A 26,155-nucleotide genomic window follows, 5' to 3' on the forward strand; every position below is an offset into this window, starting at 1 on the left:
GCGCTAAGCATATAATATAATTTGCCATTGGGGGTTTTGTGAGAATTTTTGTTATTTCTAGAGCTTCAGATGTTCAGCGCCGAGAAGCCGTTTCTTCTGCTTTGGAAAAGAGTCCGTATGCGTGGGACTTTTTTGATGCATATGAGGCAGGAACCATTCCTAAATGGTTTGAAGGAGTTTATGATGAAAAAAAGGCAAAAAAATACCGTTCATACTCATTGGTGCCAGGGGAAAAGGGATGTTTTTCTTCCCATATAGGTGTATGGCTGCGGTGTGTTAGTTTGGATGAGCCAGTTATTGTGCTAGAAGATGACTTTACACTTCTCTCTGATTTTTATAACAAGCTAGATATCGTGGGATCTTCGGGCTTTGATTATGTAAAACTGGAAAAAAGGAGTGGTGGTTTTGATATAGACGAAAACTTCATGGTGAATACTAAGAATAGATCTGGAGCTGTTGGCTACTATTTGTCTCCAGTAGGTGCTTTTAAACTGTTATCGGGATTAAAAAAAGTATACATGCCGGTTGACCATTACCTAGGAATGCCATGGAAGCATGGCGTTGCTCCTATTGGTCTGTCATATCAAATAATAAATCATGAAGGTAAGTTTGACACTAATATCCAAGGTGATCGAAAGACTATGGAAGATGTGTATAAAAACAACAAGGTGGATAGGCTTTTGAGGAAGGTCAGGAGGTACGTAGATGACTTTAGGTATCGGAGGTATATAAAGTTTGTGATGCGGCATATGATACCTGAAGACGCTTGAAATAATAAAAAACTCTATTTTTATAGGGGTTTAAAATTTAAGGTGCTGGATGATTAAGTCGCTTGTATACCTTGCTAGCTGTCAAGGAGCCTATTTAATAATTTGTCCGGAAGTAAGTTGATGGACATTAGACTACATGGTCAGGCCGAGATGGTACAGAAGATTCGCACAGAGATTTAGGCAGCGTCATCCTGCGTCGGGTACAGTGAGATTGACTATAGCCGGCTGTGCCGGCACAGCTTTAGGTCAGCCCAGAGGCATTTGAGGCTTATATGATCGCTTAATCGGAGCCCACCAAGGTGGGTAAGGTCAGCATGCTCTTCCTTAGTTTGTTGTGGGCGTTATATAGATTATGATGTTTGGGAGAGATATCGCTCAAATACTAGTAGCGAAATCAACCTCTCACGTCGGTGATCATAGAATTTCTTAATGTAGCTGTTGGCATTGTTAATGATGTTTAAGGCCTCTTCAGGGTGCGCCCGATAGTAGTCAATCTTTTCCTTAATGTCAGATAAGTCATCGCTGACTTCCACGTAGTGATGTCCGGGAACAAGGGTGCCTTCCATAAACCAGGTTTCATAAGTCGGTTGCTTCATGAAGCAAAGTGAGTTAGACGCCATGATCCACTTCAGATTGGTGGCGACGTCGTTTCCTTCAATACTGAAGATGAATTTGTGCTCAAGCTGTTGCTCAATGGACATGAATGGCTTGCGATATGCGGTCGTTTCCACCTTATTGTCGGTGGCGCCGACATCGCAGAGGTCCATATCGTGGCACTGTGCTAGAAAGTGTTGCCGGTGGGGCTGATGTGCCGCTCCCCGCCACACTAGGATGTCCTTTTTGTTTTTGTAACTATAAGGGTCGTTTACCGTGTAGAAATGTCGGACACTGTCGAGCTTAAGTAGTACTGAATTATTATTATCGCTAATAGGTCTGCTTTTTACAAACGTGGGTTCATCGGGAACAAAAGTCTTGTCGCCAAATCGGTAGTGATATACGCTGCTTTCTGGGAAGTATCTTGCAACTTTATAAAAGTCGAGGTGATACGTCGATTTTTTTGCGCGTATTCTGAAGCTTTTATTTCTGACAGCTTCGCTGGAAAGCTCTGTTGAAAAATCAAGTTTATTGTAATACTCCACGCGTTCCATGATGGCTTTTTGTTCGGCCGAGGAAAGTTTGTCAAATTCGGACAACAAAGGTTTGAGCTGACGCCGGAAAAAACTCCTTGGGACTAAAGAGCCAAGAAGACCTGTGGTATAGAACATGAACTTGTGTGCACGGTAGGCGATTTTTCCGCTCTTCATGGGCGATGGCACCTAATCAATACGGTGTCGGGTAAGCGAGGAGTAAAGGGCCATGTAGGAGTTGGCCATGGCCTCTGGTGTGTATTCAGCCAAGTGTTCAGTGGCATTATGCGCAAGCGCCTGGCGTAATGCGTTATCGCGAAGTCGCACAAGCTGTCGGGCGAGAGCCTCACCGTCACCGGGCGGAAACAATAGCCCCGTTTCGCCGTGGTGGACAATATCAGGGATGCCACCCGTCTGGCTGGCTACCACAGGTACTCCGGCAAGCATGGCATCCAGCAACACTGACCCAAGCCCTTCATTGCGTGACGGAAAAGCGAATACGTCCAGAGCCGGGAGGTAATGGCCGATATCGGGTTGGAAGCCAGCCCAGATGACGTTCTGCAGTGTCCTGCTTTCCTCCTTTAGTACAGCTTCGTCCTCTCCCTTGCCGAAAAACACGAACAGCATATCGGGTTGCGAGTGCTGTAACCGACGGGCGGCATCGAGTAGCACGCGCTGCCCCTTGTGCCGGTCCACCAGAGCACCAGCGTGTCCAACCAGAAAACGCCCGGGATAGCGTCCGCGGAAAGCGCGTGCCATTTCGGGGGCCGGGGTCAAGGGAGTAAACGCGCTAGGAATCTGCACCACTGGATGCGGGGTTAGTGGCTGTATATTCGCGGCGATGACCCGGGATAGCGCCACGCAGCGGTAAGCATTCCGGTAAAACATCCGATTGCTGAGTTTACGTTTGACTGGGGTATCCACTCGCCTGGTAATGAGGTAAGGGGTGCCCGTCAGTCTGCGATGCAGCCAAGCCCAATGTACCGCCTTCGCGTCGTGGGCATGGACCAAGGTGGCTCGCTTCGCCTGCCAATGCCCAGCCAGCTGATGGCGAGCGCTGACAAATCGCACCCCGGGCGTTGTGGCCAGTTCTGTGCGCAGGGGCGAGTCTGGCCGGCACACTAGCGTCTGGAATGATATCTCTGCCCTGTCGGCCAGCGCCTGGATCAGCAACACCGTTTGCCGCTCGCCGCCGCGAAACCCTCGGGCCAGATTGGCGTGGATGATGTGCAAGGCCGCCTCGTAGAAAATTTGTGGGGATAATGGCGGCTATAGTAGCATTCGCAGTCTATTCTGGCAGGACGGTTTTACATGCTCTCTGAGCTGAGTGCCGTGATCATTACCCGCAACGCGGCGGCAACCCTGGCCCGCACCCTCGATTCGCTCGAGGCCCTGGGAGAAGTGGTGGTTTACGACAACGGGTCCACCGATAAGACTCTCGAGATTGCCCGTCGTTACGCTAACGTATCACTTCACCAGGGTGAGTTTTTTGGCTTTGGCCCCACCAAGCGCCATGCGGTATCGCTTGCCTGCAATGACTGGATTCTATCGCTGGACGCCGATGAGGCGCCTAGCATTCGCTGGCTTGAGTCGCTGGCCGGCTGGCTGCCCACTGCTGGCCCCGATCAGGTGGTCGAGGTGCTGCGTGAAAACTGGCTGCTGGGTAAGCCGGTGCGACACTCTGGCTGGGGCAATGACTGGCTGGTACGCGTGTTCCATCGTCGCCGTCACAACTTCAATGATGCCATGGTGCACGAGTCGGTAACAGTCAATCCAGCTACGCAGGTCGTGCGCCTGGACGGATGCCTCGAACATTTGGCGGTTACCGAACTTGGCCAATTTCTGGACAAGATTAATAATTATTCTGGTATTCGTGCACGTTCGGACAAGTTGCGAGCCTACCCCTCGGGGGTTATCGTGTTGAAAGCTGCTTTCGCCTTCTTTCGTACCTACTTCTTGCAACGTGGCTTTCTCGACGGGTGGCGCGGGTTGGTCATTTCTGTTGCAAATTCCAATGGGGTGTTCTGGAAATACATGAAACGCCGCGTTCGCGATATATGAATTATCCTTGGCCGTTTTATGCTTATCCCTGGCTCAGTTATCCGATTATATACTTTGATATCAGTGTGAATTGGTGTTGGATTAATCGTGCCGCTGAGCCTTATGATTGGCCTCGTTTTTTCGGGAAGGCTTCTTTGTTTCATCCATCTTGCTGGTGTTGATGCGAGGTCCATGTGAAACCAAGACTTACCTTGGCTAGTCTCAACCACATAGTACCTGATTTTGGCTGGCGGCCGAAGAAGGAGGAGTTGCAGCGGTACCATAGAATCCTGTCCGCTCCCTAAGACGTGCCAGTACTCGCAACCATGAGGATAGCCTGGTGAAAATAGCCTTGGTACACATGCGTCATGCCGCCTCAGGCGGCACTGAGCGCTTCCTGAATGAACTGTCGCGATACCTGGCCGAGCGTGGTGAAGACGTTACGATTATCTGTCGCTCCCATGTGTTGCCTGCACATCCGGCTATTCGTTTTGTGCGTCTTCGGCCATTCAGTATCGGTAAGGCCTTACGCATGTGGCGATTTGCTCAAGCAGTGGAGAAACACGTCAAGTCAGCCGATTATGACCTGGTCTATGGACTGGGCAAGACTTGGACTCATGATCTGCTGCGCATTGGCGGAGGTACTGTCCACCATCATTTGGCATCGATGTCCAAGCGCCAGCGGCGGCTGAAGGACAAGGTCGCTGCGCAGATTGAAGCCCGGGCCATGGCACCGGGTGCCTATTACCATGTAGTTTCGAACTCTTGGCAAAGCGATCGTGAGATTGCCGAAGCGTATAATGTGCCAGCTGAGCAGCGTTCGGTGATCCATAACTTTGTCGATACCCATCGCTTTGACCGGAAACGTCTTGGTGATGATGCGAGCGCCCTTGCTCGGGAATTAGGATTGGATGGGCAAGCCCCGGTCTTTCTGTTTCTGGGCACTGGTTACCGTCGCAAGGGGCTGGAGCCAACTCTGGAAGCCTTCTCCAGGCTCGACCAGGAAGCCATCTTGTTGGTAGTCGGTCGTGATTCCCGACAAGTGGAGTATCAGGAACTTGCCCACCGTCTGGGAATCGCGGAAAAGTGTCATTTTTTGGGTGAGCAGCCCTCTCCAGAGCTCTTCTTTGCCCTGGCCGACTGCTACGTTTTGCCGGCATATTATGAGCCGTTCGGCTTTACCGTACTTGAGGCGCTGGCGAGCGGTACGCCAATCATTACCACCGCCAGCTGCGGTGCCAAAGAGGTAGTAACGCCGGAGGTGGCAACAGTTATCGACCGGGCAGACAATATTGAGGCATTGGCCTGTGCGATGAGGGCCTGGGGTTGCCGTAAAGACGATACATCGCTACGGGTGCGTTGCCGCGAGTTGGCGTTGACGCTTGATGTAGAGAAAATAATGGCCCAGAACTACCAACGTATTCTGGATGTATATGAGAAAAAGAAGGCAGATCGATGCCGTACGTAAGAAACTGGAAAGTCATCGGTCGGGGAGATGAACGTATCTGCTATCAGCACCCGAATGATATCGGGCGCTGTATCAAGCTTAGCCGGCGAGAAAAGGCCAAGCAGACTTTTCGTGAACTGCGCTATTTCCGCTATTTGCAGCGGCGACGGGTGCCATTCACGCTCATTCCCGAGTTCTTCGGGGTGGTGGAAGATGGAGATTTTATCGGTATCGAGCAGCAATTGGTGCTTGATGATCAGGGCAAACTACCACCCAATGTGGCCGAGTACCTGACAAAACCTCTGACGCCGCAGCAGATCAACCACTTCTGGTCAGGCCTCGGCGCACTCAAGGCCTACTTGCTGGCCTATAACGTGGTGCCTTGCGATTTGGTGATGAGCAACCTACTGGTTATCGAACGTACCGACGCCACCACCGTCATTCTGATCGACGGTCTGGGCTCCTCGGAATTTATCCCGCTGCCGGATTATGTGCCCTGGCTTGGACGGCGCAAGATCCGGCGCAAGTGGGCCAGATTCATGGAGAAAACGGTTAGGCCGCGTTTTATGTCCACCCAAGAAAATCAGCTGTCATAGCCTGCTGTAATCTGTTCGGTTGTGCACTGTACCGCAGCTGGAACGACAAACTTGGCTACCGAACTCTCCAGTCTCTTCAGGTTGCGTCCTTTCCAGGCGCCATCGTGGCGCAGCCGGCAGCGGTCGAGGTCGATCAGCCATACCTTGCCTCCTTCATCCACCAGCAGGTTGCGGGCGTTGAGGTCGACATGGTCGAGGCCGACGTCGTGGAAGCGGCGGATGGTGGCACCGACGCGTTGCAGCAGGTCGTCATCGGCTTCGCCGTTCTCCAGCAGGCTGGCCAGTGCGCGGGCACCGGGAATGCGCACGGTGATCAGGGCAGCTGCGTAGGTCAGGCCGTGACGGGTGACGTCGGCGGCCACCGGGCGGGGCACCGGCAAGCCGCGGGCATGCAGGTCGGCGGTGAGGCGCAGCTCGCGGAAGGCGCGGGTGCGCTCCAGGCCGGTCCATAGATAGCGGGCTTCACTGAGCCGCGCCACCAGGCCGCCACGGCGGTAGGGGCGCAGTACCCACTCCTCGCCGTTACCGGCATCCAGGAACAGGCTGGCGCCGCGCCCCGGGGCCTGGCCGGTGATCCTTTCCTGCGCCTGCCACCAGGCGGGGTCGAAGGTTGACGGGCCGATTTGTGGCGCCTCGTCGGCGTCACATAAACTGTCCGCATCATATAGAATATGGGACTTTCCCGCTCTCAATGTTGCCAAGCGCATGAAGCATCCTCTGCCCGCCCAACCGCGCCACATCGGCGTGCTGCGACTCTCCGCCCTGGGCGATGTCTGTAACCTGGTGCCGACGATTCGCGCCCTGCAGCGCCAGTGGCCCGAGGCACGCATCACCTGGATCGCCGGCAAGGCCGAGCACAGTCTACTGGCGGGCCTCTCCGGGGTCGAGTTCGTGGTCTATGACAAGTCCACTGGCCTCGCCGGCATGCGCGCCCTGTGGCGCGAGCTGGCCGATACCCGCTTCGATGTGCTGCTGCACATGCAGCAGGCGCTGCGCGCCAGTGCGCTTTCCCTGGGGCTCAAGGCCGATGTCCGGGTGGGCTATGACAAAGCGCGCGCCAAGGATGCCCAGCACTGGTTTACCCATCGCCGGTTGGCGCCCCACCCGAACGCCCATGTGCTGGAGTCCTTCCTGGATTTCGCCCGGCTGATGGGGGTCGAGGATCTGAGCCTGGAGTGGAAGCTGGCGATCCCTTCCGCCGCCCGTGACGAGGCGCGTGCCCTCACCGGTGATTCCCGCTACCTGCTGATGAGCCCGTGTGCCAATCCGCGGTTGCGCAACTTCCGGAACTGGTCCGCCGAAGGCTACGCCGCCGTGGTCCAGCACGCCTGGGAGCAGCATGGCCTGTGCACGGTGCTGACCGGGGGAGGGAGCACCCAGGAGCGCGAGATGGGAGCGCGTATCCAGGCCCTGTGTCCGCCCGAGGCGGTGATCGACGCCATCGGCGCCACCTCGCTCAAGGGGCTGCTGGCGCTGATCGATGCGGCCCAGGCGGTGATCGCGCCGGACTCGGGGCCCGTGCATATGTCCAACGCCCTGAACACGCCCACCGTAGGGCTCTACGCCACCACCAACCCCGACCGTGCCGCGCCCTATCGCTGGCGTGACTTCGTGGTCAATCGCTATCCCGAGGCGGTGCGCAGCTACCTGCACAAGGACCCCGAGGCGATACCCTGGGGCCAGCGTGTCCGACATCCGGATGCCATGTCACTGATCCGCGCCGACGACGTGATCGAGCGTCTCGAGGCGGCACTGCAGCACGCCATCGACCATCCTCCAGCCAAGGACGCCTGACGATGAGACTCGACCTGACCGCCCTGGAACACTCCCGCCTGCTGGTGGTGGGCGATGTCATGCTCGACCGCTACTGGCACGGCGGCACCTCGCGCATCTCCCCCGAGGCGCCGGTGCCGGTGGTGCGCGTCGAGGAGAGCGAGGATCGCCCCGGCGGTGCCGCCAACGTGGCGCTCAATATCTCCTCGCTGGGTGCCCATGCGGCGCTGTCGGGGCTGGTCGGCGACGACGATAACGCCGACCGCCTGGTAAGCCGCCTGGAGGATGCCGGAGTGAGCACTCACTTCCAGCGCAGCCCCGGCGTGCCCACGATCACCAAGCTGCGGGTGATGAGCCGCAACCAGCAGCTGATCCGTCTCGACTTCGAAGAGGGACTCGGCGAGGCGGACACCTCCGGGCTGCTGGCGCGGGTAGAAGCCGCGCTGCCGAATTGCGACCTGGTGATCCTCTCCGACTATGGCAAGGGTACGCTGAACCGCGTCGAGGAGCTGATCCGCCTGGTGCGTGCCAGCGGCAAGCGGGTGCTGGTGGACCCCAAGGGCAGCGACTTCTCGCGTTATCGCGGCGCCAGCGTGATCACCCCCAATCTGACGGAGTTCGAGGCCGTGATGGGACACTGCCGCGACGACGCCGAGCTGGCCAAGCGAGGTGAGGCCCTGCGCGCCGAGCTCGAGCTGGAGGCGTTGCTGATCACCCGCAGCGAGAAGGGCATGACCCTGATCCGCGAGGGTCACGAGCCGTTGCACCTACCGACCCGCGCCCGTGAGGTCTATGACGTCACCGGCGCCGGCGATACCGTGATCGGCGTGCTGGGCCTGGCCCTGGCCGCCGGCCACGGCTTCCCCGAGGCGATGACCCTGGCCAACCTGGCCGCCGGCCTGGTGGTGGCCAAGCCGGGTACCGCGACCCTCTCCATTGCCGAGCTCTACACCGCCCTGCACGGCGACAAGCTGGCCGAGTTCGGGGTGATCGAGGAACCGGCGCTGATCGAGGCGGTACGCGCCGCCCAGGCCCGCGGCGAGCGGGTGGTGATGACCAACGGCTGCTTCGACATCCTCCACGCCGGCCACGTCGCCTACCTGGAGCAAGCGCGCCGGCTCGGCGACCGGCTGATCGTGGCGGTCAACGACGACGCCTCCATCGCCCGCCTCAAGGGCCCCAAGCGGCCCATCAACCCCCTGGCGCGGCGCATGCAGGTACTCGCCGGGCTCGGTGCCGTGGACTGGGTGGTACCCTTCGCCGAGGACACCCCGCAGCGGCTGATCGAGGCGGTGCTGCCCGATGTGCTGGTCAAGGGTGGCGACTACCAACCGGAGCAGATCGCCGGCGGTAAGGCTGTGCGCGACGCCGGTGGTGAGGTTCGGGTGCTGGGCTTCGAGGATGGCGTCTCCACCACGGCGATGATCTCCACCATCCTCGACCGCGAGAGCTGATGGACTGGCCCCGGCTCGCCTACTCCACGGCGCTGCACCTGCTCGCTCCTCTGCTATGGCGGCGCCTGCGCCGTGAGCATGAACTCACTGACCCCAGGCCACTGCGCCTGGGGAGGATTCCCGAGACCCCTCCCGACACACACATGCTGTGGCTGCACTGCGCCTCGGTGGGCGAGGTGCAGGCGGCCCGCCCGCTGATCGAGGCGCTGCTCGAGCGCTATCCCGGCCACTCGCTGACCGTGACTACCATGACCGCCACCGGCGCCGAACGCGTGCGTGCGCTGGCAGACGGGCGCCAGGATGGCCGGCTGGTCCATCACTTCGTGCCGCTGGACTTCCCCCGTGCCGCGGCACGCTTCGTCGAGCGCCTGCGCCCGGAGATCGCGCTGTTCTTCGAGACCGAGCTGTGGCCCAACCTGCTCCATGCCTGCCGCACCCGCGGCGTACCGGTGGCGGTGCTCAACGGTCGACTCTCCCCGCGAGCCCTGCGTGGCTATCGCCGGTTGCGCCCGCTGCTGCGTGAGGCTCTGGGCTGCGTCGACTGGCTGGCGGCCAAGTCCGATGAGGACGCCGCGCGCTTCGCCGAGCTCGGCATGGCGGCTGAGCGCACCAGCGTGGTGGGTTCGCTGAAGTTCGACATTGCACCGGACGATGGTGCGCAGATGGTAAGTAAGCGCTTACGCACCCTGCTGGGGCGCCGCCAGGTATGGGTGGCGGGCTCCACCCACGAGGGCGAGGAAGCGCTGCTGCTGGCCGCCCATGGGCGGCTGCGCGAGAGCTATCCCGAGGCGCTGCTGGTGCTGGTGCCGCGCCATCCCCAGCGCTTCGAGGCGGTGGCGAGCCTGTGCGAACAGGCCGGCCAGGCACCGGTCAGGCGCTCCCGGGGAGAGAGGCCCGAGGATGGCTCCGCGGTCTACCTGGCAGACACCATGGGCGAGCTGCTGGCGCTCTATGGCGCCGCCGACCTGGCTTTCGTCGGCGGCAGCCTGGTGCCGGTGGGTGGCCACAACCTGCTGGAGCCCGCCGCCCTGGGCATCCCGGTGCTTACTGGACCGGAGCTGGCCAACTTCGCCGATGTGGCCGAGGCGCTGCGCGGCGCCGGTGCCCTGGTGGAGTTGGCCGACGAGAAGCGCCTCGCCGAGGCGCTGATCGCGCTGTTCGCCGATACGGCCGAGCGCCGTCGTCTCGGTGAGGCGGGGTGCGGCGTGGTGATGGCCAACCGCGGCGCGCTTGAACGTACCCTGAAGGGGCTGGACAGGCTGCTACCGGCGAAGTAAGTGCTTACTTCTATTGCAGGGCCATCAGGCCGGTGTCAGGCGCTCCACTCCCTGGGCGGTGCCGAGCAGCAGCACATCGGCGCCGCGGGCGGCGAACAGGCCGTTGGTCACCACGCCGACGATGGCGTTGAGGCGGGCCTCCATGGCCAGCGGGTCGTCGATCATGAAGTCGTAGCAGTCGATGATCTGATTGCCGTTGTCGGTGACCACCCCCTCGCGGTAGACCGGGTCGGCACCCAGCTTGACCAGTTCCCGGGCCACATAGGAGCGGGCCATGGGAATCACCTCCACCGGCAGCGGGAAGGCGCCGAGGCGCTCGACCCGCTTGGAGGCGTCGGCGATGCAGATGAACTTCTCGGCACAGGCGGCCACCACCTTCTCGCGGGTCAGGGCCGCGCCACCGCCCTTGATCATGTGCAAGTGAGCGTTTACTTCGTCGGCACCGTCGATGTAGCAGGGCACCGTGCCCACGGAGTTGAGCTCGAACACCTCGATGCCGTGGCCGCGCAGCCGCTCGGCGCTGGCCTCGGAGCTGGCCACGGCGCCGGCGAAGTCGTGGCGCAGCTCGGCCAGGCGGTCGATGAAGAGGTTGGCGGTGGAGCCGGTACCGATGCCGAGCACGGTGTCGCGATGCAGCTGGGGGCGAACCTCGGCGATGGCGGCCGCGGCGACGGCGTCCTTGAGCTGGTCTTGGGATAGGCCGGCCTGGGTCATGGGGCACTCTCCTTGGGTGGCGTGAATCGGCGGGATGGATGGGAATGCGCTGGGGCGCCATTATAGGCCAGCGGGGCTCGCCTGCCGATGCCGGCGGCTGGACGCCAAGGCTGCCGGAATGCTACCAATAGGGGTTGCCTCGCAGCGCAGCATGCGCGCTGCGTCCTCTCGCGTCACGCCTCTGGGATATCAGGATGCTCGAAGCTACCGTCAAGAAGATTCTCCAGGCCCGGGTCTATGAAGCCGCTCGGGAAACGCCGATCTCGCCGGCCCCCTTCCTCTCCCGTCGCTTCAACAACACCATTCTGATCAAGCGCGAGGACCTGCAGCCGGTCTACTCCTTCAAGATTCGCGGCGCCTACAACAAGATGGCCCAGCTCAGCGAGGCGCAGAAGGCCAAGGGCGTGATCGCGGCTTCGGCCGGCAACCACGCCCAGGGCCTGGCGATGGCGGCGAAGCAGATGGGCGTCAAGGCGATCATCGTGATGCCGCGCATTACCCCGGAGATCAAGGTGGCTGCGGTGCGTGCCCGGGGTGCCAAGGTGGTGCTCAAGGGCGACGCCTTCGCCGAGGCTGCCGCGCATGCTCAGACGCTGATCGAGGAGCACGGCTACACCTATATCCCGCCCTTCGACGATATCGACGTGGTGGCGGGCCAGGGCACCATCGCCGTGGAGATCCTGCGTCAGCACGGCGGCCCGCTGGACGCCATCTTCGTGCCGGTGGGCGGCGGCGGCCTGATCGCCGGCGTGGCTGCCTACGTCAAGTACCTGCGCCCGGATATCAAGGTGATCGGCGTCGAGGCCGAGGACAGCGCCTGCTTCAAGGCGGCACTAGAGGCGGGCAAGCGGGTCACCCTGGATCAGGTGGGAGTGTTCGCCGAGGGGGTCGCCGTGGCCCAGGTCGGCAAGGTGCCCTTCGAGATCGCTCGGGACCTGGTCGACGAGGTCATCACCGTCAATACCGACGAGATGTGTGCGGCGGTGAAGGACATCTTCGAGGACACCCGGGCGGTCTCCGAGACTTCCGGCGCGCTCTCCCTGGCCGGGCTCAAGAAGTACATCCAGCAGACCGGCGCCGAGGGGCAGACCCTGCTGTGCATCAACTCCGGGGCCAACACCAACTTCGACCGCCTGCAGCATATCGCCGAGCGCACCGAGCTCGGCGAGCAGCGCGAGGCGATCCTCGCCGTGACCATCCCCGAGCGGCCCGGCAGCTTCAAGAAGTTCTGCCGCACCATCGGCAAGCGCATGGTCACCGAGTTCAACTACCGCTACGCCGACCCCGACAATGCCCATATCTTCGTCGGGGTGCAGGTGAAACCCGGTGGCGAGGACCGCCAGGCGGTGATTGACAGGCTACGCGAGGCGGGCTATCCGGTGGAGGACCTCACCGACAACGAGCTGGCCAAGCTGCATATCCGTCACCTTGGCGGCGGTCGTCCCAAGCAGCAGTTCGACGAGGAGGTCTACCGCTTCGAGTTCCCGGAGCGTCCCGGAGCGCTGATGAACTTCCTTACCCACCTGCCCCATGACTGGAACATCTCGCTGTTCCACTACCGCAACCATGGCGCCGCCTACGGCCGTGTGCTGGTGGGCATGCAGGTGCCCAATGGCGACCGCTCCCATGTGGAGGAGTACTTCGACGCCATCGGCTACCGCTACTGGAAGGAGTCGGACAACCCCGCCTATCGGCTGTTCATGGCCTGAGGCCTCTGCGAAGGCGCGGGTAAGCGCTGACTCGCGCCGGGAGGCTTCTCACCCGGCGGTTTCACGATATGAACGTTGAGGCTTGGCGGTTGTCTTGGCGGCAGAGTCGGCCTATAGTCTGCGGCGTTGAAATTCTCATTACCCGGAGTCGACGATGAAGCGCAAGCCCGACGTGGTTATGGCCCTGGTGCTGCTGTTCGGTATTGGTGTCGTGGCAACCGGTTACGCCCAGGCCCTGGTGGGTAACTGAACGCGAATTGCCGACCCCTGGCTGCAAGCAACGGGCCGATGCCAACTGGCATCGGCCCGTTCGCGTTAGGGGGCTGACCCCGTCAGGGGCGCACCACCCGGGCGTCGCTGACGATGGCGTCCAGCGGCACGTCCCACGGTTCCGCCGGCAGCGAGTCGAGCCGCTGACAGTCATGGGCCAGGCCGACCAGTCGCGGGCGTGGCCCCGGGTGACGGGTGAAGGCCAGGGTGCGGTCGTAGAAGCCGCCACCCATGCCCATGCGCTGGCCGGCGTCGTCGAAGCCCACCAGCGGCAGCAGGATCAGGTCCAGGGCCCAGGCCGCCAGGCGCCGGGCGCGATGGGCGCCATGACGGGTCTCCGGCTCGGGGATGCCGAAGCGGTTGCGGACCATGGGTGTATCGGCATGGTAGTGGACGAACCACAGGCGATTGCGTGACAGCGGCTTGAGCACCGGCAGATGAACCCGGGCGCCACGGTGCCGGAACCAGTTGATCAGAGGGGTGGGGTCGATCTCACCGTCGTTGGGTAGGTAAAGCGCCACGCGGCGCGCACGCTGCACTTCGGGCAGGCGGCGTAGCCGACGGCACAGGCGTTCGCTGGCGCGTCGACGCTGTTCGGGCGTCAGCGCGCGGCGGCGGCGGCGCAGTTCGCGACGCAACTCACGGCGTGAGCCATCGAAGCTCTCGAGAGAAAGGGGTGCGGCGGGTGTCGGCATGAGAAGTGTCATGTGGACGAGGTTCCCCAGAGTGCCGCTGTCGTTCTGGCCCTTGAACCCAGTGGTTCAAGGTGGGTGGCCGCAGCCGAACCGTCAGGCTTTCCGACGCACGGACATGCACACGGGTCCGGCTAGCATATGGCCCCCTGGGTACTGCGCATAGGCTCGAGGGACGATAACGACTGGCAAACACCCCAGGGAACGAATTCATCGTACCAGAGCCGGTGAGGGGCGGCCAATGGATTCCGGGGACCGGGCTCAGCGCGGCTCCGGGGTGCCGGCCAGGGCCCGCTCCAGGCGCTCGCTCAGGGCGTCCAGGCTGCGCTCCCCCTCACGCTGGTTCTCCAGCGTCTCGAGCAGCTCATGGGTGATATTGAGCGCCGCCATGATGGCGATGCGCTCGCTGCCCAGCAGGTTGTTCTGGGCGTGGATGCCGGTCATGGCGCGATCCAGGTAGCGGGCCGCACGCTCCAGCTTGGGCTCTTCCTCGGGGGCGCAGGCGATGACGTAGCTGCGTCCCAGCAGGGTGATCTCGGCGGTCGGCCGTGTTGCGTCGCTCATCGGGGGGCTCCGGCTCGACCCGGCAGGCCACGCGAGCCGCGCGTCCCTGGGGGCCGATGCGTTAACATCCAGTCAATACGGCATGGCCAGCCACTATAAGAGAGGCCTTCTCGAGCGGTCAACGCGCGGTGTCGATTAGCGACCCGTCCCCGCCCGGCCAGCCACCGTCTATTCGGACACCATCCATACCAGGCACCAGGAGCCCCCATGTCCCTGATCGACGAACGCCAGGACTTTTCCACCATCGCCGACCTCTTCCTGCTCCACGGCAGCATGCAGTCACCGGCCTTCCTCGACGGGCGGCTGTGTGCCCGGCTCGCCATGCACGATATCGACCCCGCCGCCTGGCTGGAGGAGGTGTGCCTGGTGCTGGGCGTCGAGCAGCCGCGTGACGAGCCCTCCGCGGAGCGCTTCCTGGCCTGGCGCCGCCAGACCCTGGATGCCCTCTCCGGCGGCGAGCTCGGCTACGAACCGCTGCTGCCCGATGAACTCTTCTCGCTGGCCGAGCGTGCCCGGGGCCTGAAGGAGTGGACCCAGGGCTTCCTGGAAGTGATCGAGGATGCCGGCGAGGCGCCCCGGGAGGCATGGTCCACGGCACTGCGCGAGGCGCTGGAGGACCTGGAGGGGATCGCCGCCATGCCCGCCGATCTCGAGGAGAGCGCCGAGAACGAAGGCGACCTCTTTGCCCTGGCCGAGCACGCCCGCATGGCGGCCATGCTGCTCTACACCGAGCAGCATCCCGGCAGGCCCCAGGTCGAGGATGCCGAAACCCCCACCCGCCACTGAAACACCATCATCGACAAGGAGTCCCCATGCTGCCCGAGACCCTGCCTCGCCCAGCGCCGATCGCCAATGCCGACTACCGACTGCGCCGCCAGGCGTTGATGGCCGCCCTCCCCGCCGACAGCGCCGTGCTGCTGCCCGGTGCCTCCCTGGTCACCCGCTCGCGGGACAGCGAGTTCCCCTTCCGCCAGGACAGCGACTTCCACTACCTCACCGGCTTCCCCGAGCCCGATGCCCTGCTGCTGCTGCTCCCGGGGCGTGACGAGGGCGAGAGCGTGCTGTTCTGCCAGGATCGTGACCCGACGCTGGAGGCCTGGACCGGCATCCGGCTGGGCGCCGAAGGAGCCGTCCGTGAGCATGGCGTCGACCAGGCCTTCGAGAACGCCGAGCGCGGCGAGCGCCTCGCGGCCCTGCTCGATGGTCGACGCACGCTCTACCTGGCGCTGGACAACGAGCAGGTGCTGGCCCTGGCCCAGGAAGTGCGTGCCGAGCTGGTGTCACGGGTGCGGCGCGGGGCGCGTCCCCCCGAGGCCTTCGCCGATGTGGCACCGTTGCTCCATGAGGCGCGGCTGGTGAAGAGTCCGGCGGAGCTGGCCCTGCTGCGGCATGCCGCGGAGATCTCGGCGCGTGGTCACTTGCGCGCCATGCGTGCGTCGCGCCCCGGACTCGAGGAGTACCAGCTGCAGGCGGAGCTGGAGCATGAGTTCCGTTGGCAAGGCGGCAGCGGTCCCGCCTATGCCAGCATCGTCGGTGGCGGCGCCAATGCCTGTGTGCTGCACTACATCGAGAATCGCGCCCCACTCAAGGACGGTGACCTGGTGCTGATCGATGCCGGGGCCGAGTTCGAGCTGTATGCCGGCGACATCACGCGTACCTTTCCGGTCAATGGCCGTTTCAGCGATGCCCAGCGGGCGCTCTACGCGGTGGTGCTGGGCGTTCAGGAGCGTGCGGTGGCCGCGGTGCGCCCCGGTACCACCCTGGCGGCGATCCACACCGAGGTGGTGCGCGGCCTGACCGAGGGGCTGATCCACCTGGGGCTGCTCGAGGGCGAGGTGCAGGCGCGCATCGATGACGAGAGCTACCGGCGCTTCTACCTGCACTCCACCTCCCACTGGCTGGGGCTGGATGTCCATGACGTGGGGCTCTATCGCCGCGATGGTGAACCCCGGCCGCTGGTCCCGGGCATGGTCCTCACCGTGGAGCCGGGGCTCTACATACCCGCCGACGATGACATACCCGAGGCCTTGCGTGGCACCGGCATTCGTATCGAGGACGATGTCGTGGTGACCGACGAGGGACATGAGGTGCTGACCGCCTCCGTCCCGAAATCGGTAGAGTCTATCGAGGCACTGATGGCTGGGAAGTGATCGCCTCATCAAGCCTGCTGCTTTCTTTATGTAACGTACATTATGAAATATTCAGCTGAGGTGGCGCCATGAGCCCCGGTACAACATCGCCTGGTACAGCATCGGGCACGAAGACGGTGGATATCGCCATCGTCGGTGGCGGACTGGTGGGGGCCAGCCTGGCCTGTGCACTGGCACCGCTGATCGAGCGGCACGGGTTATCGGTGGCGGTGATCGAGGCGTCGCCTATCCTCGACCTGGCCTCCGCCCCCTGGCAGCCCAGCTTCGATGCCCGGGCCAGCGCGATCTCCCTGGGGACCGCCCTGCACTTCACCGACATGGGGGTGTGGCCGGAGATGGCCGAGGAGGCCGCCGCGATCCGCCGCATCCATGTCAGCGAGCGCGGTCACTTCGGTGCCACCCGCCTCGATGCCCGGGAGCTGAGCGTGGAGGCGCTGGGCCATGTGGTCCCCAATGCCTGGATGGGGCGTGTGTTGCACCGGCGCCTCACGGGATTGCCGCTGGCCTGGTACTGCCCGGACCGGGTGGAGACGATCGAGCCGGCCGAGGGGGGGTATCGCCTGGCGCTCGACTCTGGTGCCAACCTCCAGGCCCGTCTCACGGTGCTGGCCGATGGCGGGCGCTCGGGGCTCAAGGAGCGCCTGGGCATCGCCAGCGATGCCCGGCCCTATGACCAGGTGGCGCTGATCGCCAGCGTCGAGACGAGCCGCCCCCACCAGGGGGTCGCCTGGGAGCGCTTCACCTGCGAGGGGCCGATCGCCCTGCTGCCGCTGCGCGGGCAGACCATGGAGCTGGTGTGGACCCACGCCGCGGGCGAGGAAAGGCGACGCCTGGCCCTCGCGGAGGGCGACTTTCTGGCCGAGCTGCAGGCCGCCTTCGGCGACCGCGCGGGTCGCTTTCGGCGCGTGGGCAGCCGCTACGCCTACCCGTTGAGTCTGGTCACGGCGCGTGAGACGACCCGGCCGGGCCTTGCGGTGCTGGGCAATGCTGCCCATGCCCTGCACCCGGTGGCCGGCCAGGGTTTCAACCTGGCGCTACGCGGGGTCATGGACCTGGTGGCCTCGCTGGAGGCGGGACTGGCGGTGGGACGGCCGGTCGGTGATGCCGGGGTGCTCGAGGCGTTCGATGCCCGGCGCGACGCCGACCGTCGCAACGTGATCCGCTTCAGCGACGGCCTGGTGAGACTGTTCGGCATCGACAGCCGGCTGCTCGGCCATGCACGAGCCGCCGGGCTGATCGGCCTCAACCTGGCCGGTCCGCTGCGACGTGACCTGGCCAGGCGCGCCATGGGGTTGGAGAGGTGAGGGCTGGAGAGATGAGTGCCGCACAGCAGGAGCATGAGGATGCAAGAGGGAGCAAAGGCATGAGGGATGAAGGCGGGGAGAGGGCAACCGGCCCGGGGGAAGATCACCATGAGGTGATCGTCGTCGGCGGGGGCATGGTGGGGGCCGCGCTGGCGGTGCTGCTCGGCGAGGCGGGGGTCGAAGTGGCCCTGGTGGATGCCAGGCCGGCCCTGCTGGACCCAGAGGCAGTGGGGCGTGGTCGGTCGGCGCGCCGCGTGAGCGCATTGACGCCGGTCTCGCAGCGGCTGCTGGAGGGGCTGGGTGCCTGGCCGTGGATGGCGGCGCGGCGCGTGAGCCCCTACCGCTACATGCAGGTGTGGGACGCCGAGGGCAGCGGTGAGGTCGACTTCTCCGCCGACCAGGCCGGCCTGGCTGTGCTCGGGCATATCGTCGAGAACGACGTCACCCTGGCGGCTCTGGAGCGGCGCCTGGTGGCGCTGCCCTCGGTTCATCTCTGCCTGGGGGCCCGGGTCGAAGGGCTAGAGGGCGGTGCCGGGGAACGGCGCGTCCTGCTGGCCGACGGTCGGCGTTTGAGTGCCCCCCTGGTGGTGGCCGCGGATGGCGCCCGCTCGCCGCTGCGCAACCTGGCGGGCATCGCCGTCAGCGAGCGCGACACCGGCCACGTGGGCCTGGTGACCACGGTGCGCGTCGCGGCGCCCCATGGCGAAGTGGCGCGGCAGGCCTTCCTGCCCGGCGGACCGCTGGCCTTCCTGCCGCTGGCGGTGGACGGGGACGAGCAGCACTGCTCCATCGTCTGGTCCACGTCACCCGCCGAGGCCGAGCGCCTGGCCGGCCTCGAGCGCGAGGCGCTGGGGGAGGCGCTCGCGGCGGCCATCGACCACCGTCTGGGGGAGGTGACGGTGCTGGATGAGGCGGTGGGCTTCCCGCTGGTGCAGCGCCACGCCGAGCGCTACACCCTGCCTGGCTTCGCCTTGGTGGGCGACGCCGCCCACGGCATCCATCCCCTGGCCGGCCAGGGCGTCAACCTGGGGCTGATGGATGCCGCGGTGCTGGCCGAGGAGCTGCTGGCGGCACGCCAGCGCGGCGTGCTGCTGGGTGACGAGCGGGTGCTGGCGCGCTATGCCCGCCGCCGACGCGGCGACAACGCCGGCATGCTGGCGCTGATGGACGGCTTCCGCCTGCTGTTCGGGGCGCGCCACCCGGCACTGTCACTGGCGCGCAACCTGGGGATGAGTGGCGTGGATCGGTTGGTCCCGCTCAAGCGGCTGCTGCTGCAGCAGGCCACCGGCCAGCGTGGCCGGCTGCCTGCCAGCTGCCGCTGACCGGGGAAGCCGTTCAGCGGTCGCGCTGGCGAATCACGTCGAGGGCCTTGAGCAGGTTGAGGGCCTCGCCTAGCTGGTAGTCATCGCGTAGCCGCTCGCTCAGTTCGGCTCTCTCCCGTGGGGCGTCCCGCGAGCCGAGGTGGCCCTCCAGATCGGCCTCGCGGACCCCACGGCCATTCTCGGTCACCTCCACTCGCCCCCGCACCACGCGGACATCCGGCTCGATGCCCTGGGCCTGGATGGAGCGTCCGCCGGGGGTGAAGTAGAGCGCCGTGGTGAGCTTGAGCCCCTCACCGTTGCCCAGCGGCATGATCTGTTGCACCGACCCCTTGCCGAAGCTCTCGGTGCCCATCACCACGCCGCGGCGCTGGTCCTGGAGGGCGCCGGCGACGATCTCCGCCGCCGAGGCGCTGCCGCCGTTGATCAGCACCACCAGAGGGACATCGGGGGCCGCGGTCCCGGCGTTCGCCGAGAAGCGCATCTCGGTATCCGGCAGGCGGCCCTCGGTATAGACGATCAGCCCCTCGTCGAGGAAGGCGTCGGCCACCGCTACTGCGGCCTGCAGCACGCCGCCGGGGTTGTTGCGCAGGTCGAGCACCAGGCCGTCGAGGTCGCCGTCGCGCTCCAGCTGGCGGATATGTTCGCTCACCTGGTCGCCGGTGCGGGTCTGGAACTGGCTGACGCGCAGGTAGCCGAAGCCGGGGGCCAGCAGCTCGCTCTTCACGCTCTCGGTGCGGATGTTCTCGCGCGTCAGGGTGACGCTGCGCGGCGAGCTCTCGCCCTGGCGCATGATGGTCAGCTCGATATCGCTGCCCGGTTCGCCGCGCATCAGCTCCACCGCCTCCTGCAGCGACATGCGCTCGGTGGGGGTGTCGTCGATGCGCAGGATCAGGTCCCTGGCCTGCAGGCCCGCACGCGAGGCCGGGGTATCGTCGATGGGGGTGATCACCGTCAGCTGGCCATCCTCCATGCCCACCTCGATGCCGATGCCGCCGAACTCCCCCTCGGTCGACTCGCGCAGGCTCTGGAACGCCTCGCGGTCGAGGTAGGCGGAGTGCGGATCGAGCTCGCTGAGCATGCCGCGCATGGCGTTGCGCAGCAGGCTGGCGTCATCGACCTCCTCGACGTAGGCGCGCTTGATGCGCTCGAATACCTCGGCGAAGGTCTGGATCTCGGCCACCGGCAGCTCGTCATCGACACTCTGGGCCGATGCCGGCAGTGACAGCAGGGCCAGGGGCAGCGCCAGCAGGGTCAGCGGCAGCAGCCCGGCCAGCAGGCGCCGGGGGGAACGTGAGCGGGGAGACCTGCCCGAGTGGGGAAGCGCTGGGTGCATGCGAACTCCGCTGTTCCGGAACGGTGAGCGACCAGCATAGCCCGCCGCCGGCGTGCATGGAAAGCGACGCTCAGCGGCGGGCGATCCATGACTGGGGATCGATGGGGTCGCCGCCGCGGCGCACCTCGAAGTAGAGCGCCGGGCGTTGCTGACCGCCGCTCATGCCCACGGCTCCGATCACCTCACCGCGTGAGACCGGGCGGCCAACCTGAGCCGTGAAGTGCTGCAGGTGGGCGTGGAGGGTCATCACCCCGTCGCCGTGGTCGATGATCAGCAGGTTGCCGAAGCCGCGCAGCCAGTCGGCGAAGACTACCCGGCCGGCGTGCACGGCGCGCACTGGGCTGCCTTCGGCGGCGAGGATGAGGATGCCGTTGTGGTGCACCGCATCGCCGGCGCCGAAACGCGAAGCGATGTTGCCCTGGATCGGCCAGGGCAGCTCGCCCCGGGTGCGCTCGATGGCGGTGGAGGGCGGTGGTCGCTGCAGGCGGGCCAGCTGTTCCTGCACCTCGCGCAGTACCTGTTCGGCGCGCTCGCGGTCCTGCTCAAGGGAGGCGAGCCGGGCCGCCTCGCCACTGTGACGGCTGTCCAGCTCCGCGACCAGGGTGGCGCGTTCACGCATCTGCTCGGCCAGTTGGGTGCTGCGCTCGGCCAGTTCCGCGGCGAGGGCGTCGAGGCGCTCGCCGCGAGCCTCGAGCTCGAGGCGGGTCTCGGCCAGGGCCGCATCGAGGCGCGCCAGCTCGTCGAGTCGCTCGCGGCGAGCCCGGGCCAGGTGGTTCAGGTAGTGCTGGAGGCGATCCAGCCGCGCCGGATCGTCCTGGTTGAGCAGCAGCTTGAGCTGGGGCGAGCGGCCCAGGCGGTAGAGGGCGTCGAGCTGGGTATGGATGGCCTCGAGCTGGGCGGCGCGCTCGGCCTCGAGTTCGTCGCGGCGCGCCTGGAGGGTCTCCATCTCGGCACCCAGCTCGCGTCGCTCGGCCTGGAGCTCATCGAGTCGCCGGTGGGTGGCGGCCAGCGACGTCTCGATCGCCTCCAGCTGGCGCGCCGCCTCGTCGCGGGCTTCGCGGGTCGCCGATACGCGCTGGCCGGCCTCCTCGATGGCCTCACCGATGGCATCGAGACGCTCCTGCACGGCCTCTTCGCTGGGCTGGGCCGCAAGCGGTCCAGCCAGGCAGAGCATCAGCAGCAGCGTACCGAGGGAAGCGGCAGGCCTGGCCATCCGTCCGCTCAGTCGAACTCGACAAGGGCGTGGCCGCTCATCTCCTCGGGAATCGGCTGGTCCATCATCGCCAGCAGGGTCGGGGCGATGTCGCACAGGCTGCCGTCGTCGATCAGCCGCACCGAACGCTCGCCGACATGGATCAGCGGCACCTCGAAGGTGGTGTGGGCGGTCTGGGGGGCGCCGGTCTCGGGATTGACCATCTGCTCGGCGTTGCCATGGTCGGCGGTGACCAGGCAGGCCCCGCCGGCGCGCTGGATCGCCTCCACCACCCGGCCCACGCAGCCGTCGACGGTCTCGATGGCCTTGACGGCGGCGTCGAAGTCGCCGGTGTGGCCGACCATGTCGCCGTTGGCGTAGTTGCACACGATCAGGTCAAAGCGGCCCGAGTCGATGGCCTCCACCAAGCGGTCGGTCACCTCGTGGGCGCTCATCTCGGGCTTCTCGTCGTAGGTCTTCACGTCCCGGGGCGAGGGCACCAGGATGCGTTCCTCTCCCCGGTACTCCGCCTCGCGACCGCCGGAGAAGAAGAAGGTGACGTGGGGGTACTTCTCGGTCTCGGCGATGCGCAGCTGGGTCAGCCCGCGGCTCTCCATGACCTCGCCCAGGGTGTTGTGCAGCGCCACCGGCGGGAAGGCCGCCGGTGCGGGGATGTCGGCGGCGTAGCGGGTCAGGGTGACCAGGCCCTCGGCGGCGAGCCGGGGATGCACGCGGCGCGTGAAGCCATCGAAGCCCTCATCGACGAAGGCCCGGGTCAGCTCCCGGGCCCGGTCGGCGCGGAAGTTCATGAACAGCGCGGCGTCGCCCTCCTCGAGGGTGATCGGCACGCCCGCCGGGCGCACGCTGGTGGCGGCCACGAACTCGTCGGTCTCGCCGCGCTCGTAGGCGGCGCGCAGCCCCGCTTCGGCCCCGGCGACCACGTGCTCGCCTTCGCCCTCGGTGAGCAGGCGGTAGGCCTTCTCGACACGATCCCAGCGGTTGTCACGATCCATGGCGAAGTAGCGGCCGATGATCGAGGCCACGAAGCCGTTGTCGGCGCCGACCAGCTCGGCGAGGCGCGCATTGGTGCGTTCGATGGAGGCCAGGGCGCTCTGGGGCGGCATGTCGCGGCCATCCAGGAAGGCGTGCACGAAGATGCGGGTGGCGCCGCGGCGGGCCGCCAGTTCGGCGACGGCAAGGATATGCTCCTCGTGGCTGTGCACGCCGCCCGGGGAGAGCAGGCCCAGCAGGTGCACCGCCCGGCCCGCGGCCACGGCCGCGTCGATGGGCGCTGTCAGGATGGCGTTGGTGTCCAGGTCGCCATCCTCGATGGCCTTGGTGATGCGCGTGAAGTCCTGGTAGACGACCCGCCCCGCGCCGAGGTTCATGTGGCCCACCTCGGAGTTGCCCATCTGGCCGTCGGGAAGGCCGACGTGGCGGCCGTCGGTATGGATCAGGGTGTGGGGATGCTCGGCCCACAGGCGGTCCATCACCGGCGTATTGGCGGCTTCCACGGCGTTGTTGGCCGGGTCGGGGTTGTGGCCGTAGCCGTCGAGGATGATCAGGGCGACGGGGCGCGGGGGAGTGGCGGTCATGGCGAGTGTCCTCGAAGCTGGATAGACGCGACCCGGCCCGGTTGGCGGCTGTAACCGGAAGATCTCGACGCCGGGCGTTCGGGGTCGCGGCAGGAATCGTCTTGCGGCATCATATCGCAGGCGGCATCGTGCGTCATGGCTCCCCGGCGCTCGACATCCGTGGCGAATCGCTGGGGATGGCCTGATTTGTCGGCGCCCAGCTCGTGTATACTGGCGCCCGCTGCGCGCCAGTCGCGCCCCTGTTTCCGTGCACCGAGACGAGAGTTTTCGCACCCATGATCGATCAGCTGTTTGAATTCGTGCAGAACCACCCGCTGCTGGTGGGCGCCTTCCTCCTGGTGCTGACTGCCTGGGTCCTCTATGAGGCGCGCAACAGCGCCTCCAACGGCGTGACCTCCGGCGAGGCGACCCAGCTGATCAACCGCGAGGACGCGGTGGTGCTGGATACCCGCGAGGCCGGCGACTTCAAGGCTGGCCATATCGCCGGCGCCCGCAACATTCCCCAGAGCCGCATCGACGAGCGCATGGGCGAACTCGAGAAGGTCAAGGAGAAGCCGATCATCGTGGCCTGCAAGACGGGCCAGTCCGCGGGCGTGACCGTGGCCAAGCTTTCCAAGGCCGGTTACTCTCGGGTGCTCAAGCTCAAGGGCGGCATGATGCAGTGGCAGGCCGATGGCCTGCCGGTCGTCAAGAAGTAGCATTTCCTATCGTACAAAAGGACCTTTCCCATGGCGGAAGAGAACAACCCGGGCGCCGACGGCCAGGCCGCCGGCCAGCAGGACAAGCCGCAGCTGCAGTTCGCCGTGCAGCGCATCTACGTCAAGGATATCTCCTTCGAGGCACCCAACTCGCCGTCGGTGTTCCAGCAGCCCTTCAAGCCCAAGGTGGGCCTGAACCTGGATACCACCAGTGAGAAGGTGGGTGATGGCCTCTATGAGGTGGTGATCAAGGTCACCGCCCAGGTGACCCACAGCGAGGAGGGAACCACCTCCTTCCTGGCCGAGCTCGAGCAGGCCGGCCTGTTCCGCATCACCGGCATCGAGGGCGAGCAGCTAGACCACACCCTGGGCGCCTTCTGCCCCAACGTGCTCTTCCCCTATGCCCGCGAGTGCATCGATAACCTGGTCAACCGTGGCGGCTTCCCGCCGCTGATGCTGGCGCCGGTCAACTTCGAGGCGATCTACGCGCGCAAGAAGCAGCGCGAGGCCGAGCAGGCCCAGGGCGCCGAGACGACCCAGTAACGCAGCACCGTGGCCCTGAAGTGAAGATCAAGCCATGATCAAGAGATCGCCGCGTATCCACGTCGCCGCCGACCTTCGTGTCGGCGGCGACGTCGTTCTGCCCGAGGGGCCGGCCCGCCATGTGGCTCGCGTGCTGCGCCTGGGCGAGGGGGCCGCATTGCGGCTGTTCGACGGTGCGGGCCTCGAGGCCAGTGCGGTGCTGGTGGAGGCCTCGCGCAAGCGGGTGGTGGCGCGTATCGAGTCGGTGGCGTCCGGCACCGCCGAGTCGCCGCTGGCGGTGCACCTGGGCCAGGCGATCTCCAAGGGCGATCGCATGGACTATGCCATCCAGAAGGCCGTGGAGCTCGGCGTGGCCGCCGTTACGCCGCTCTACACCGAGCATGGTGACGTGCGCCTCAAGGGGGAGCGGGAGGCGAAGAAACTCGCCCACTGGCAGGCGGTAGCGGCCAGCGCCTGCGAGCAGTGCGGACGCGCCGTAGTGCCAGCGGTGAACCCGCCACTCGCCCTGGCCGAGTGGCTGGCCGGGCGCGACGAGACGCTGCGCCTGGTGCTGCATCCGGATAGCGCCGGGGCACTGGCACAGCAGTCGGTGCCCACGAGCGTGGCGCTGCTGATCGGCCCCGAGGGCGGGCTGGCCGAGGGCGAGGTCGTGGCCGCCCGCGAGGCCGGCTTCGCGCCGCTCTGCCTGGGGCCGCGCATCCTGCGTACCGAGACCGCCCCGGTGGTGGCGCTCAGCCTGCTGCAGTACCGTTTCGGGGACCTCGACGGGAACGGCTGACGCTTCCGTATCCATCGCCGCCGACGAACGCCGCCCTTCCTCCGCCACGGAGTCAGACCCCGGTGGCATCATCCAATTTTCAGGGAGCCCTCCATGTCCGATTCACGTGAACCGCGCACGCCGCGCCCCGCTGCCGGGCGACGCTACCGGGCGCCGAGGTGTGACGTTGGCGAGGTGGCCTACCTGGAGGTGGTCACCGTCAACGACACCGGTGCCTTCCTCGACTGGGGGCAGCCCCGCGACCTGCTGTTGCCCTACGGGGAGCAGCGCTTCCGCCCCAGCGTCGGCAAGCGGGTGCTGGTGCGAATCTATACGGACCAGCAGGGGCGGCCGGTGGCCTCCCAGAAGCTGGAACGCTTCGTCGCTGATGAGGCCGAGGGGCTCGCCGCCGGCGATGAGGTGATCCTGGTGATCGCCGAGCAGACCGACCTCGGCCTCAAGGCGGTGGTCAACCATCGCTTCTGGGGCGTGCTCTATCGTGATGACCTGACCCGGCCGCTGCGCCGTGGCCAGCGCGTCACCGGCTACATCAAGCGCCTGCGCGACGATGGCCGCCTGGACCTCTCGCTGCTGCCCCCGGGCGAGGCGCGCCTGGATGTGGTGGGCGAGGCCGTGCTCAAGGCACTGCGCGAGAGTGGCGGCTACCTGCCGCTGGGCGACAAGAGCGACGCCGCCGAGATCAAGGCGCGCCTGGGGGTCAGCAAGAACGCCTTCAAGCAGGCCATCGGCCGCCTCTACAAGCGTCGGCTGATCACCCTGGAGCCGACCGGTATCCGGCTGGCGCCGGGCGTAAAGGGGGCGTAAGGC

General features: G+C 65.1%; 25 protein-coding genes and 1 other RNA gene. 16 read left to right on the plus strand and 10 right to left on the minus strand.

Features of this window, described 5'->3' with window-relative positions:
* Positions 1 to 38 precede the first annotated feature (38 nt).
* Complete coding sequence (locus tag ACJ7IV_RS00080) at positions 39 to 770, plus strand: glycosyltransferase family 25 protein (protein WP_483865251.1); 732 nt, start codon at positions 39 to 41, stop codon at positions 768 to 770.
* Positions 771 to 1,120: 350 nt separating this feature from the next.
* On the opposite strand, the gene ACJ7IV_RS00085 is transcribed toward ACJ7IV_RS00080, so the two are convergent.
* Positions 1,121 to 2,074, minus strand: a complete 954-nt coding sequence (locus ACJ7IV_RS00085) for a glycosyl transferase family 90 (protein WP_483865252.1) — start codon at positions 2,072 to 2,074, stop codon at positions 1,121 to 1,123.
* A 12-nt stretch (positions 2,075 to 2,086) separates the two neighbouring features.
* The gene (locus tag ACJ7IV_RS00090) at positions 2,087 to 3,130 is read right to left on the minus strand and encodes a glycosyltransferase family 4 protein (protein WP_483865253.1); all 1,044 of its coding nucleotides are present in this window, start codon (positions 3,128 to 3,130) and stop codon (positions 2,087 to 2,089) included.
* Positions 3,131 to 3,208: 78 nt separating this feature from the next.
* Between ACJ7IV_RS00090 and ACJ7IV_RS00095 the strand changes: the two genes are divergently transcribed.
* The 3 genes from ACJ7IV_RS00095 to ACJ7IV_RS00105 all read left to right on the plus strand — a co-directional run bounded on the left by ACJ7IV_RS00095 (position 3,209) and on the right by ACJ7IV_RS00105 (position 5,980).
* Positions 3,209 to 3,958 (plus strand): glycosyltransferase family 2 protein, encoded by a 750-nt coding sequence (locus tag ACJ7IV_RS00095; RefSeq protein WP_483865254.1) that lies wholly within the window; start codon positions 3,209 to 3,211, stop codon positions 3,956 to 3,958.
* A gap of 319 nt (positions 3,959 to 4,277) precedes the next feature.
* The gene (locus ACJ7IV_RS00100) at positions 4,278 to 5,405 is read left to right on the plus strand and encodes a glycosyltransferase family 4 protein (protein WP_483865255.1); all 1,128 of its coding nucleotides are present in this window, start codon (positions 4,278 to 4,280) and stop codon (positions 5,403 to 5,405) included.
* A complete protein-coding gene (locus tag ACJ7IV_RS00105) occupies positions 5,393 to 5,980 on the plus strand; it encodes a YrbL family protein (RefSeq protein WP_483865256.1) in 588 nt (195 codons plus the stop codon). Before ACJ7IV_RS00100 ends, ACJ7IV_RS00105 begins: the two co-directional genes overlap by 13 nt.
* Here ACJ7IV_RS00105 and ACJ7IV_RS00110 read toward each other — a convergent pair.
* A complete protein-coding gene (locus tag ACJ7IV_RS00110; RefSeq protein WP_483865257.1) occupies positions 5,968 to 6,687 on the minus strand; it encodes a 3-deoxy-D-manno-octulosonic acid kinase in 720 nt (239 codons plus the stop codon). The two genes, ACJ7IV_RS00105 and ACJ7IV_RS00110, sit on opposite strands and share 13 nt — an antisense overlap.
* Here ACJ7IV_RS00110 and ACJ7IV_RS00115 point away from each other — a divergent pair.
* Genes ACJ7IV_RS00115 through waaA form a run of 3 tightly spaced genes read left to right on the plus strand, consistent with a single transcriptional unit; the run spans position 6,686 to position 10,484 of the window.
* Positions 6,686 to 7,774, plus strand: coding sequence for a glycosyltransferase family 9 protein (locus ACJ7IV_RS00115; RefSeq protein WP_483865258.1), 1,089 nt, complete (start codon positions 6,686 to 6,688; stop codon positions 7,772 to 7,774). The two genes, ACJ7IV_RS00110 and ACJ7IV_RS00115, sit on opposite strands and share 2 nt — an antisense overlap.
* A gap of 2 nt (positions 7,775 to 7,776) precedes the next feature.
* Positions 7,777 to 9,207 (plus strand): bifunctional D-glycero-beta-D-manno-heptose-7-phosphate kinase/D-glycero-beta-D-manno-heptose 1-phosphate adenylyltransferase HldE, encoded by a 1,431-nt coding sequence (gene hldE / locus ACJ7IV_RS00120; RefSeq protein ID WP_483865259.1) that lies wholly within the window; start codon positions 7,777 to 7,779, stop codon positions 9,205 to 9,207.
* Positions 9,207 to 10,484 (plus strand): lipid IV(A) 3-deoxy-D-manno-octulosonic acid transferase, encoded by a 1,278-nt coding sequence (gene waaA / locus ACJ7IV_RS00125; protein WP_483865260.1) that lies wholly within the window; start codon positions 9,207 to 9,209, stop codon positions 10,482 to 10,484. Before hldE ends, waaA begins: the two co-directional genes overlap by 1 nt.
* A 24-nt stretch (positions 10,485 to 10,508) precedes the next feature.
* Here the strand turns inward: waaA and rpiA are convergent, their stop codons facing one another.
* Entirely contained in the window at positions 10,509 to 11,198 is a 690-nt protein-coding gene (rpiA, locus tag ACJ7IV_RS00130) for a ribose-5-phosphate isomerase RpiA (RefSeq protein ID WP_483865261.1), read from the minus strand.
* A 194-nt stretch (positions 11,199 to 11,392) separates the two neighbouring features.
* Between rpiA and ilvA the strand changes: the two genes are divergently transcribed.
* Entirely contained in the window at positions 11,393 to 12,907 is a 1,515-nt protein-coding gene (ilvA, locus tag ACJ7IV_RS00135; protein ID WP_213311726.1) for a threonine ammonia-lyase, biosynthetic, read from the plus strand.
* Between the two features lie 332 nt (positions 12,908 to 13,239).
* Here ilvA and ACJ7IV_RS00140 read toward each other — a convergent pair whose 3' ends face one another.
* From ACJ7IV_RS00140 to ACJ7IV_RS00150, 3 genes are all read right to left on the minus strand, one after another.
* A complete protein-coding gene (locus tag ACJ7IV_RS00140; RefSeq protein ID WP_483865262.1) occupies positions 13,240 to 13,872 on the minus strand; it encodes a 5-formyltetrahydrofolate cyclo-ligase in 633 nt (210 codons plus the stop codon).
* Positions 13,873 to 13,891: 19 nt separating this feature from the next.
* Positions 13,892 to 14,076: non-coding RNA, 6S RNA (gene ssrS / locus ACJ7IV_RS00145), on the minus strand.
* 54 nt (positions 14,077 to 14,130) lie between these two features.
* Positions 14,131 to 14,433, minus strand: a complete 303-nt coding sequence (locus ACJ7IV_RS00150) for a cell division protein ZapA (RefSeq protein WP_213311730.1) — start codon at positions 14,431 to 14,433, stop codon at positions 14,131 to 14,133.
* 207 nt (positions 14,434 to 14,640) lie between these two features.
* Here ACJ7IV_RS00150 and ACJ7IV_RS00155 point away from each other — a divergent pair, with 207 nt between their 5' ends.
* The 4 genes from ACJ7IV_RS00155 (at position 14,641) to ACJ7IV_RS00170 (ending at position 19,209) form a co-directional block, all read left to right on the plus strand.
* Positions 14,641 to 15,219, plus strand: coding sequence for a UPF0149 family protein (locus tag ACJ7IV_RS00155; RefSeq protein WP_161431745.1), 579 nt, complete (start codon positions 14,641 to 14,643; stop codon positions 15,217 to 15,219).
* 26 nt (positions 15,220 to 15,245) lie between these two features.
* Entirely contained in the window at positions 15,246 to 16,583 is a 1,338-nt protein-coding gene (gene pepP / locus ACJ7IV_RS00160) for a Xaa-Pro aminopeptidase (RefSeq protein WP_483865263.1), read from the plus strand.
* Positions 16,584 to 16,651: 68 nt separating this feature from the next.
* Positions 16,652 to 17,887, plus strand: coding sequence for a 2-octaprenyl-6-methoxyphenyl hydroxylase (ubiH, locus tag ACJ7IV_RS00165; RefSeq protein WP_483865264.1), 1,236 nt, complete (start codon positions 16,652 to 16,654; stop codon positions 17,885 to 17,887).
* Positions 17,888 to 17,946: 59 nt separating this feature from the next.
* Complete coding sequence (locus ACJ7IV_RS00170; RefSeq protein ID WP_483865265.1) at positions 17,947 to 19,209, plus strand: UbiH/UbiF/VisC/COQ6 family ubiquinone biosynthesis hydroxylase; 1,263 nt, start codon at positions 17,947 to 17,949, stop codon at positions 19,207 to 19,209.
* Between the two features lie 13 nt (positions 19,210 to 19,222).
* Here ACJ7IV_RS00170 and ACJ7IV_RS00175 read toward each other — a convergent pair whose 3' ends face one another.
* The 3 genes from ACJ7IV_RS00175 to gpmI form a co-directional block, all read right to left on the minus strand.
* Positions 19,223 to 20,542: a S41 family peptidase gene (locus tag ACJ7IV_RS00175; protein WP_483865266.1), complete on the minus strand. Its 1,320-nt coding sequence runs from the start codon at positions 20,540 to 20,542 to the stop codon at positions 19,223 to 19,225.
* Positions 20,543 to 20,612: 70 nt separating this feature from the next.
* A complete protein-coding gene (locus tag ACJ7IV_RS00180; RefSeq protein WP_483865267.1) occupies positions 20,613 to 21,755 on the minus strand; it encodes a murein hydrolase activator EnvC family protein in 1,143 nt (380 codons plus the stop codon).
* An 8-nt stretch (positions 21,756 to 21,763) separates the two neighbouring features.
* Entirely contained in the window at positions 21,764 to 23,329 is a 1,566-nt protein-coding gene (gene gpmI / locus ACJ7IV_RS00185) for a 2,3-bisphosphoglycerate-independent phosphoglycerate mutase (protein WP_483865268.1), read from the minus strand.
* A gap of 275 nt (positions 23,330 to 23,604) precedes the next feature.
* Here gpmI and ACJ7IV_RS00190 point away from each other — a divergent pair, with 275 nt between their 5' ends.
* From ACJ7IV_RS00190 to ACJ7IV_RS00205, 4 genes are all read left to right on the plus strand, one after another.
* Positions 23,605 to 24,027 (plus strand): rhodanese-like domain-containing protein, encoded by a 423-nt coding sequence (locus tag ACJ7IV_RS00190; RefSeq protein ID WP_232913581.1) that lies wholly within the window; start codon positions 23,605 to 23,607, stop codon positions 24,025 to 24,027.
* Between the two features lie 30 nt (positions 24,028 to 24,057).
* Complete coding sequence (secB, locus tag ACJ7IV_RS00195) at positions 24,058 to 24,570, plus strand: protein-export chaperone SecB (RefSeq protein WP_161431738.1); 513 nt, start codon at positions 24,058 to 24,060, stop codon at positions 24,568 to 24,570.
* A 34-nt stretch (positions 24,571 to 24,604) separates the two neighbouring features.
* Entirely contained in the window at positions 24,605 to 25,348 is a 744-nt protein-coding gene (locus ACJ7IV_RS00200; protein ID WP_483865269.1) for a 16S rRNA (uracil(1498)-N(3))-methyltransferase, read from the plus strand.
* A gap of 93 nt (positions 25,349 to 25,441) precedes the next feature.
* The gene (locus tag ACJ7IV_RS00205) at positions 25,442 to 26,152 is read left to right on the plus strand and encodes a CvfB family protein (protein ID WP_483865270.1); all 711 of its coding nucleotides are present in this window, start codon (positions 25,442 to 25,444) and stop codon (positions 26,150 to 26,152) included.
* The last annotated feature ends 3 nt before the right edge of the window (positions 26,153 to 26,155 follow it).

This window comes from Halomonas sp. C10-5 (genome assembly GCF_057169305.1).

Excerpts from the sequence above, each read along its gene's own strand:
- ACJ7IV_RS00175 (WP_483865266.1), bottom strand. The coding sequence starts at position 20,542 with ATGCACCCAGCGCTTCCCCACTCGGGCAGGTCTCCCCGCTCACGTTCC.
- pepP (WP_483865263.1), top strand. The coding sequence starts at position 15,246 with ATGCTGCCCGAGACCCTGCCTCGCCCAGCGCCGATCGCCAATGCCGAC.
- ACJ7IV_RS00150 (WP_213311730.1), bottom strand. The coding sequence starts at position 14,433 with ATGAGCGACGCAACACGGCCGACCGCCGAGATCACCCTGCTGGGACGC.
- ACJ7IV_RS00170 (WP_483865265.1), top strand. The coding sequence starts at position 17,947 with ATGAGGGATGAAGGCGGGGAGAGGGCAACCGGCCCGGGGGAAGATCAC.
- waaA (WP_483865260.1), top strand. The coding sequence starts at position 9,207 with ATGGACTGGCCCCGGCTCGCCTACTCCACGGCGCTGCACCTGCTCGCT.
- ACJ7IV_RS00205 (WP_483865270.1), top strand. The coding sequence starts at position 25,442 with ATGTCCGATTCACGTGAACCGCGCACGCCGCGCCCCGCTGCCGGGCGA.
- ACJ7IV_RS00155 (WP_161431745.1), top strand. The coding sequence starts at position 14,641 with ATGTCCCTGATCGACGAACGCCAGGACTTTTCCACCATCGCCGACCTC.
- gpmI (WP_483865268.1), bottom strand. The coding sequence starts at position 23,329 with ATGACCGCCACTCCCCCGCGCCCCGTCGCCCTGATCATCCTCGACGGC.
- ACJ7IV_RS00180 (WP_483865267.1), bottom strand. The coding sequence starts at position 21,755 with ATGGCCAGGCCTGCCGCTTCCCTCGGTACGCTGCTGCTGATGCTCTGC.
- secB (WP_161431738.1), top strand. The coding sequence starts at position 24,058 with ATGGCGGAAGAGAACAACCCGGGCGCCGACGGCCAGGCCGCCGGCCAG.
- ACJ7IV_RS00200 (WP_483865269.1), top strand. The coding sequence starts at position 24,605 with ATGATCAAGAGATCGCCGCGTATCCACGTCGCCGCCGACCTTCGTGTC.
- ACJ7IV_RS00115 (WP_483865258.1), top strand. The coding sequence starts at position 6,686 with ATGAAGCATCCTCTGCCCGCCCAACCGCGCCACATCGGCGTGCTGCGA.
- ACJ7IV_RS00095 (WP_483865254.1), top strand. The coding sequence starts at position 3,209 with ATGCTCTCTGAGCTGAGTGCCGTGATCATTACCCGCAACGCGGCGGCA.
- ubiH (WP_483865264.1), top strand. The coding sequence starts at position 16,652 with ATGAGCCCCGGTACAACATCGCCTGGTACAGCATCGGGCACGAAGACG.
- ACJ7IV_RS00085 (WP_483865252.1), bottom strand. The coding sequence starts at position 2,074 with ATGAAGAGCGGAAAAATCGCCTACCGTGCACACAAGTTCATGTTCTAT.
- ACJ7IV_RS00140 (WP_483865262.1), bottom strand. The coding sequence starts at position 13,872 with ATGCCGACACCCGCCGCACCCCTTTCTCTCGAGAGCTTCGATGGCTCA.
- ACJ7IV_RS00105 (WP_483865256.1), top strand. The coding sequence starts at position 5,393 with ATGCCGTACGTAAGAAACTGGAAAGTCATCGGTCGGGGAGATGAACGT.
- ACJ7IV_RS00110 (WP_483865257.1), bottom strand. The coding sequence starts at position 6,687 with ATGCGCTTGGCAACATTGAGAGCGGGAAAGTCCCATATTCTATATGAT.
- hldE (WP_483865259.1), top strand. The coding sequence starts at position 7,777 with ATGAGACTCGACCTGACCGCCCTGGAACACTCCCGCCTGCTGGTGGTG.
- ilvA (WP_213311726.1), top strand. The coding sequence starts at position 11,393 with ATGCTCGAAGCTACCGTCAAGAAGATTCTCCAGGCCCGGGTCTATGAA.
- ACJ7IV_RS00190 (WP_232913581.1), top strand. The coding sequence starts at position 23,605 with ATGATCGATCAGCTGTTTGAATTCGTGCAGAACCACCCGCTGCTGGTG.
- rpiA (WP_483865261.1), bottom strand. The coding sequence starts at position 11,198 with ATGACCCAGGCCGGCCTATCCCAAGACCAGCTCAAGGACGCCGTCGCC.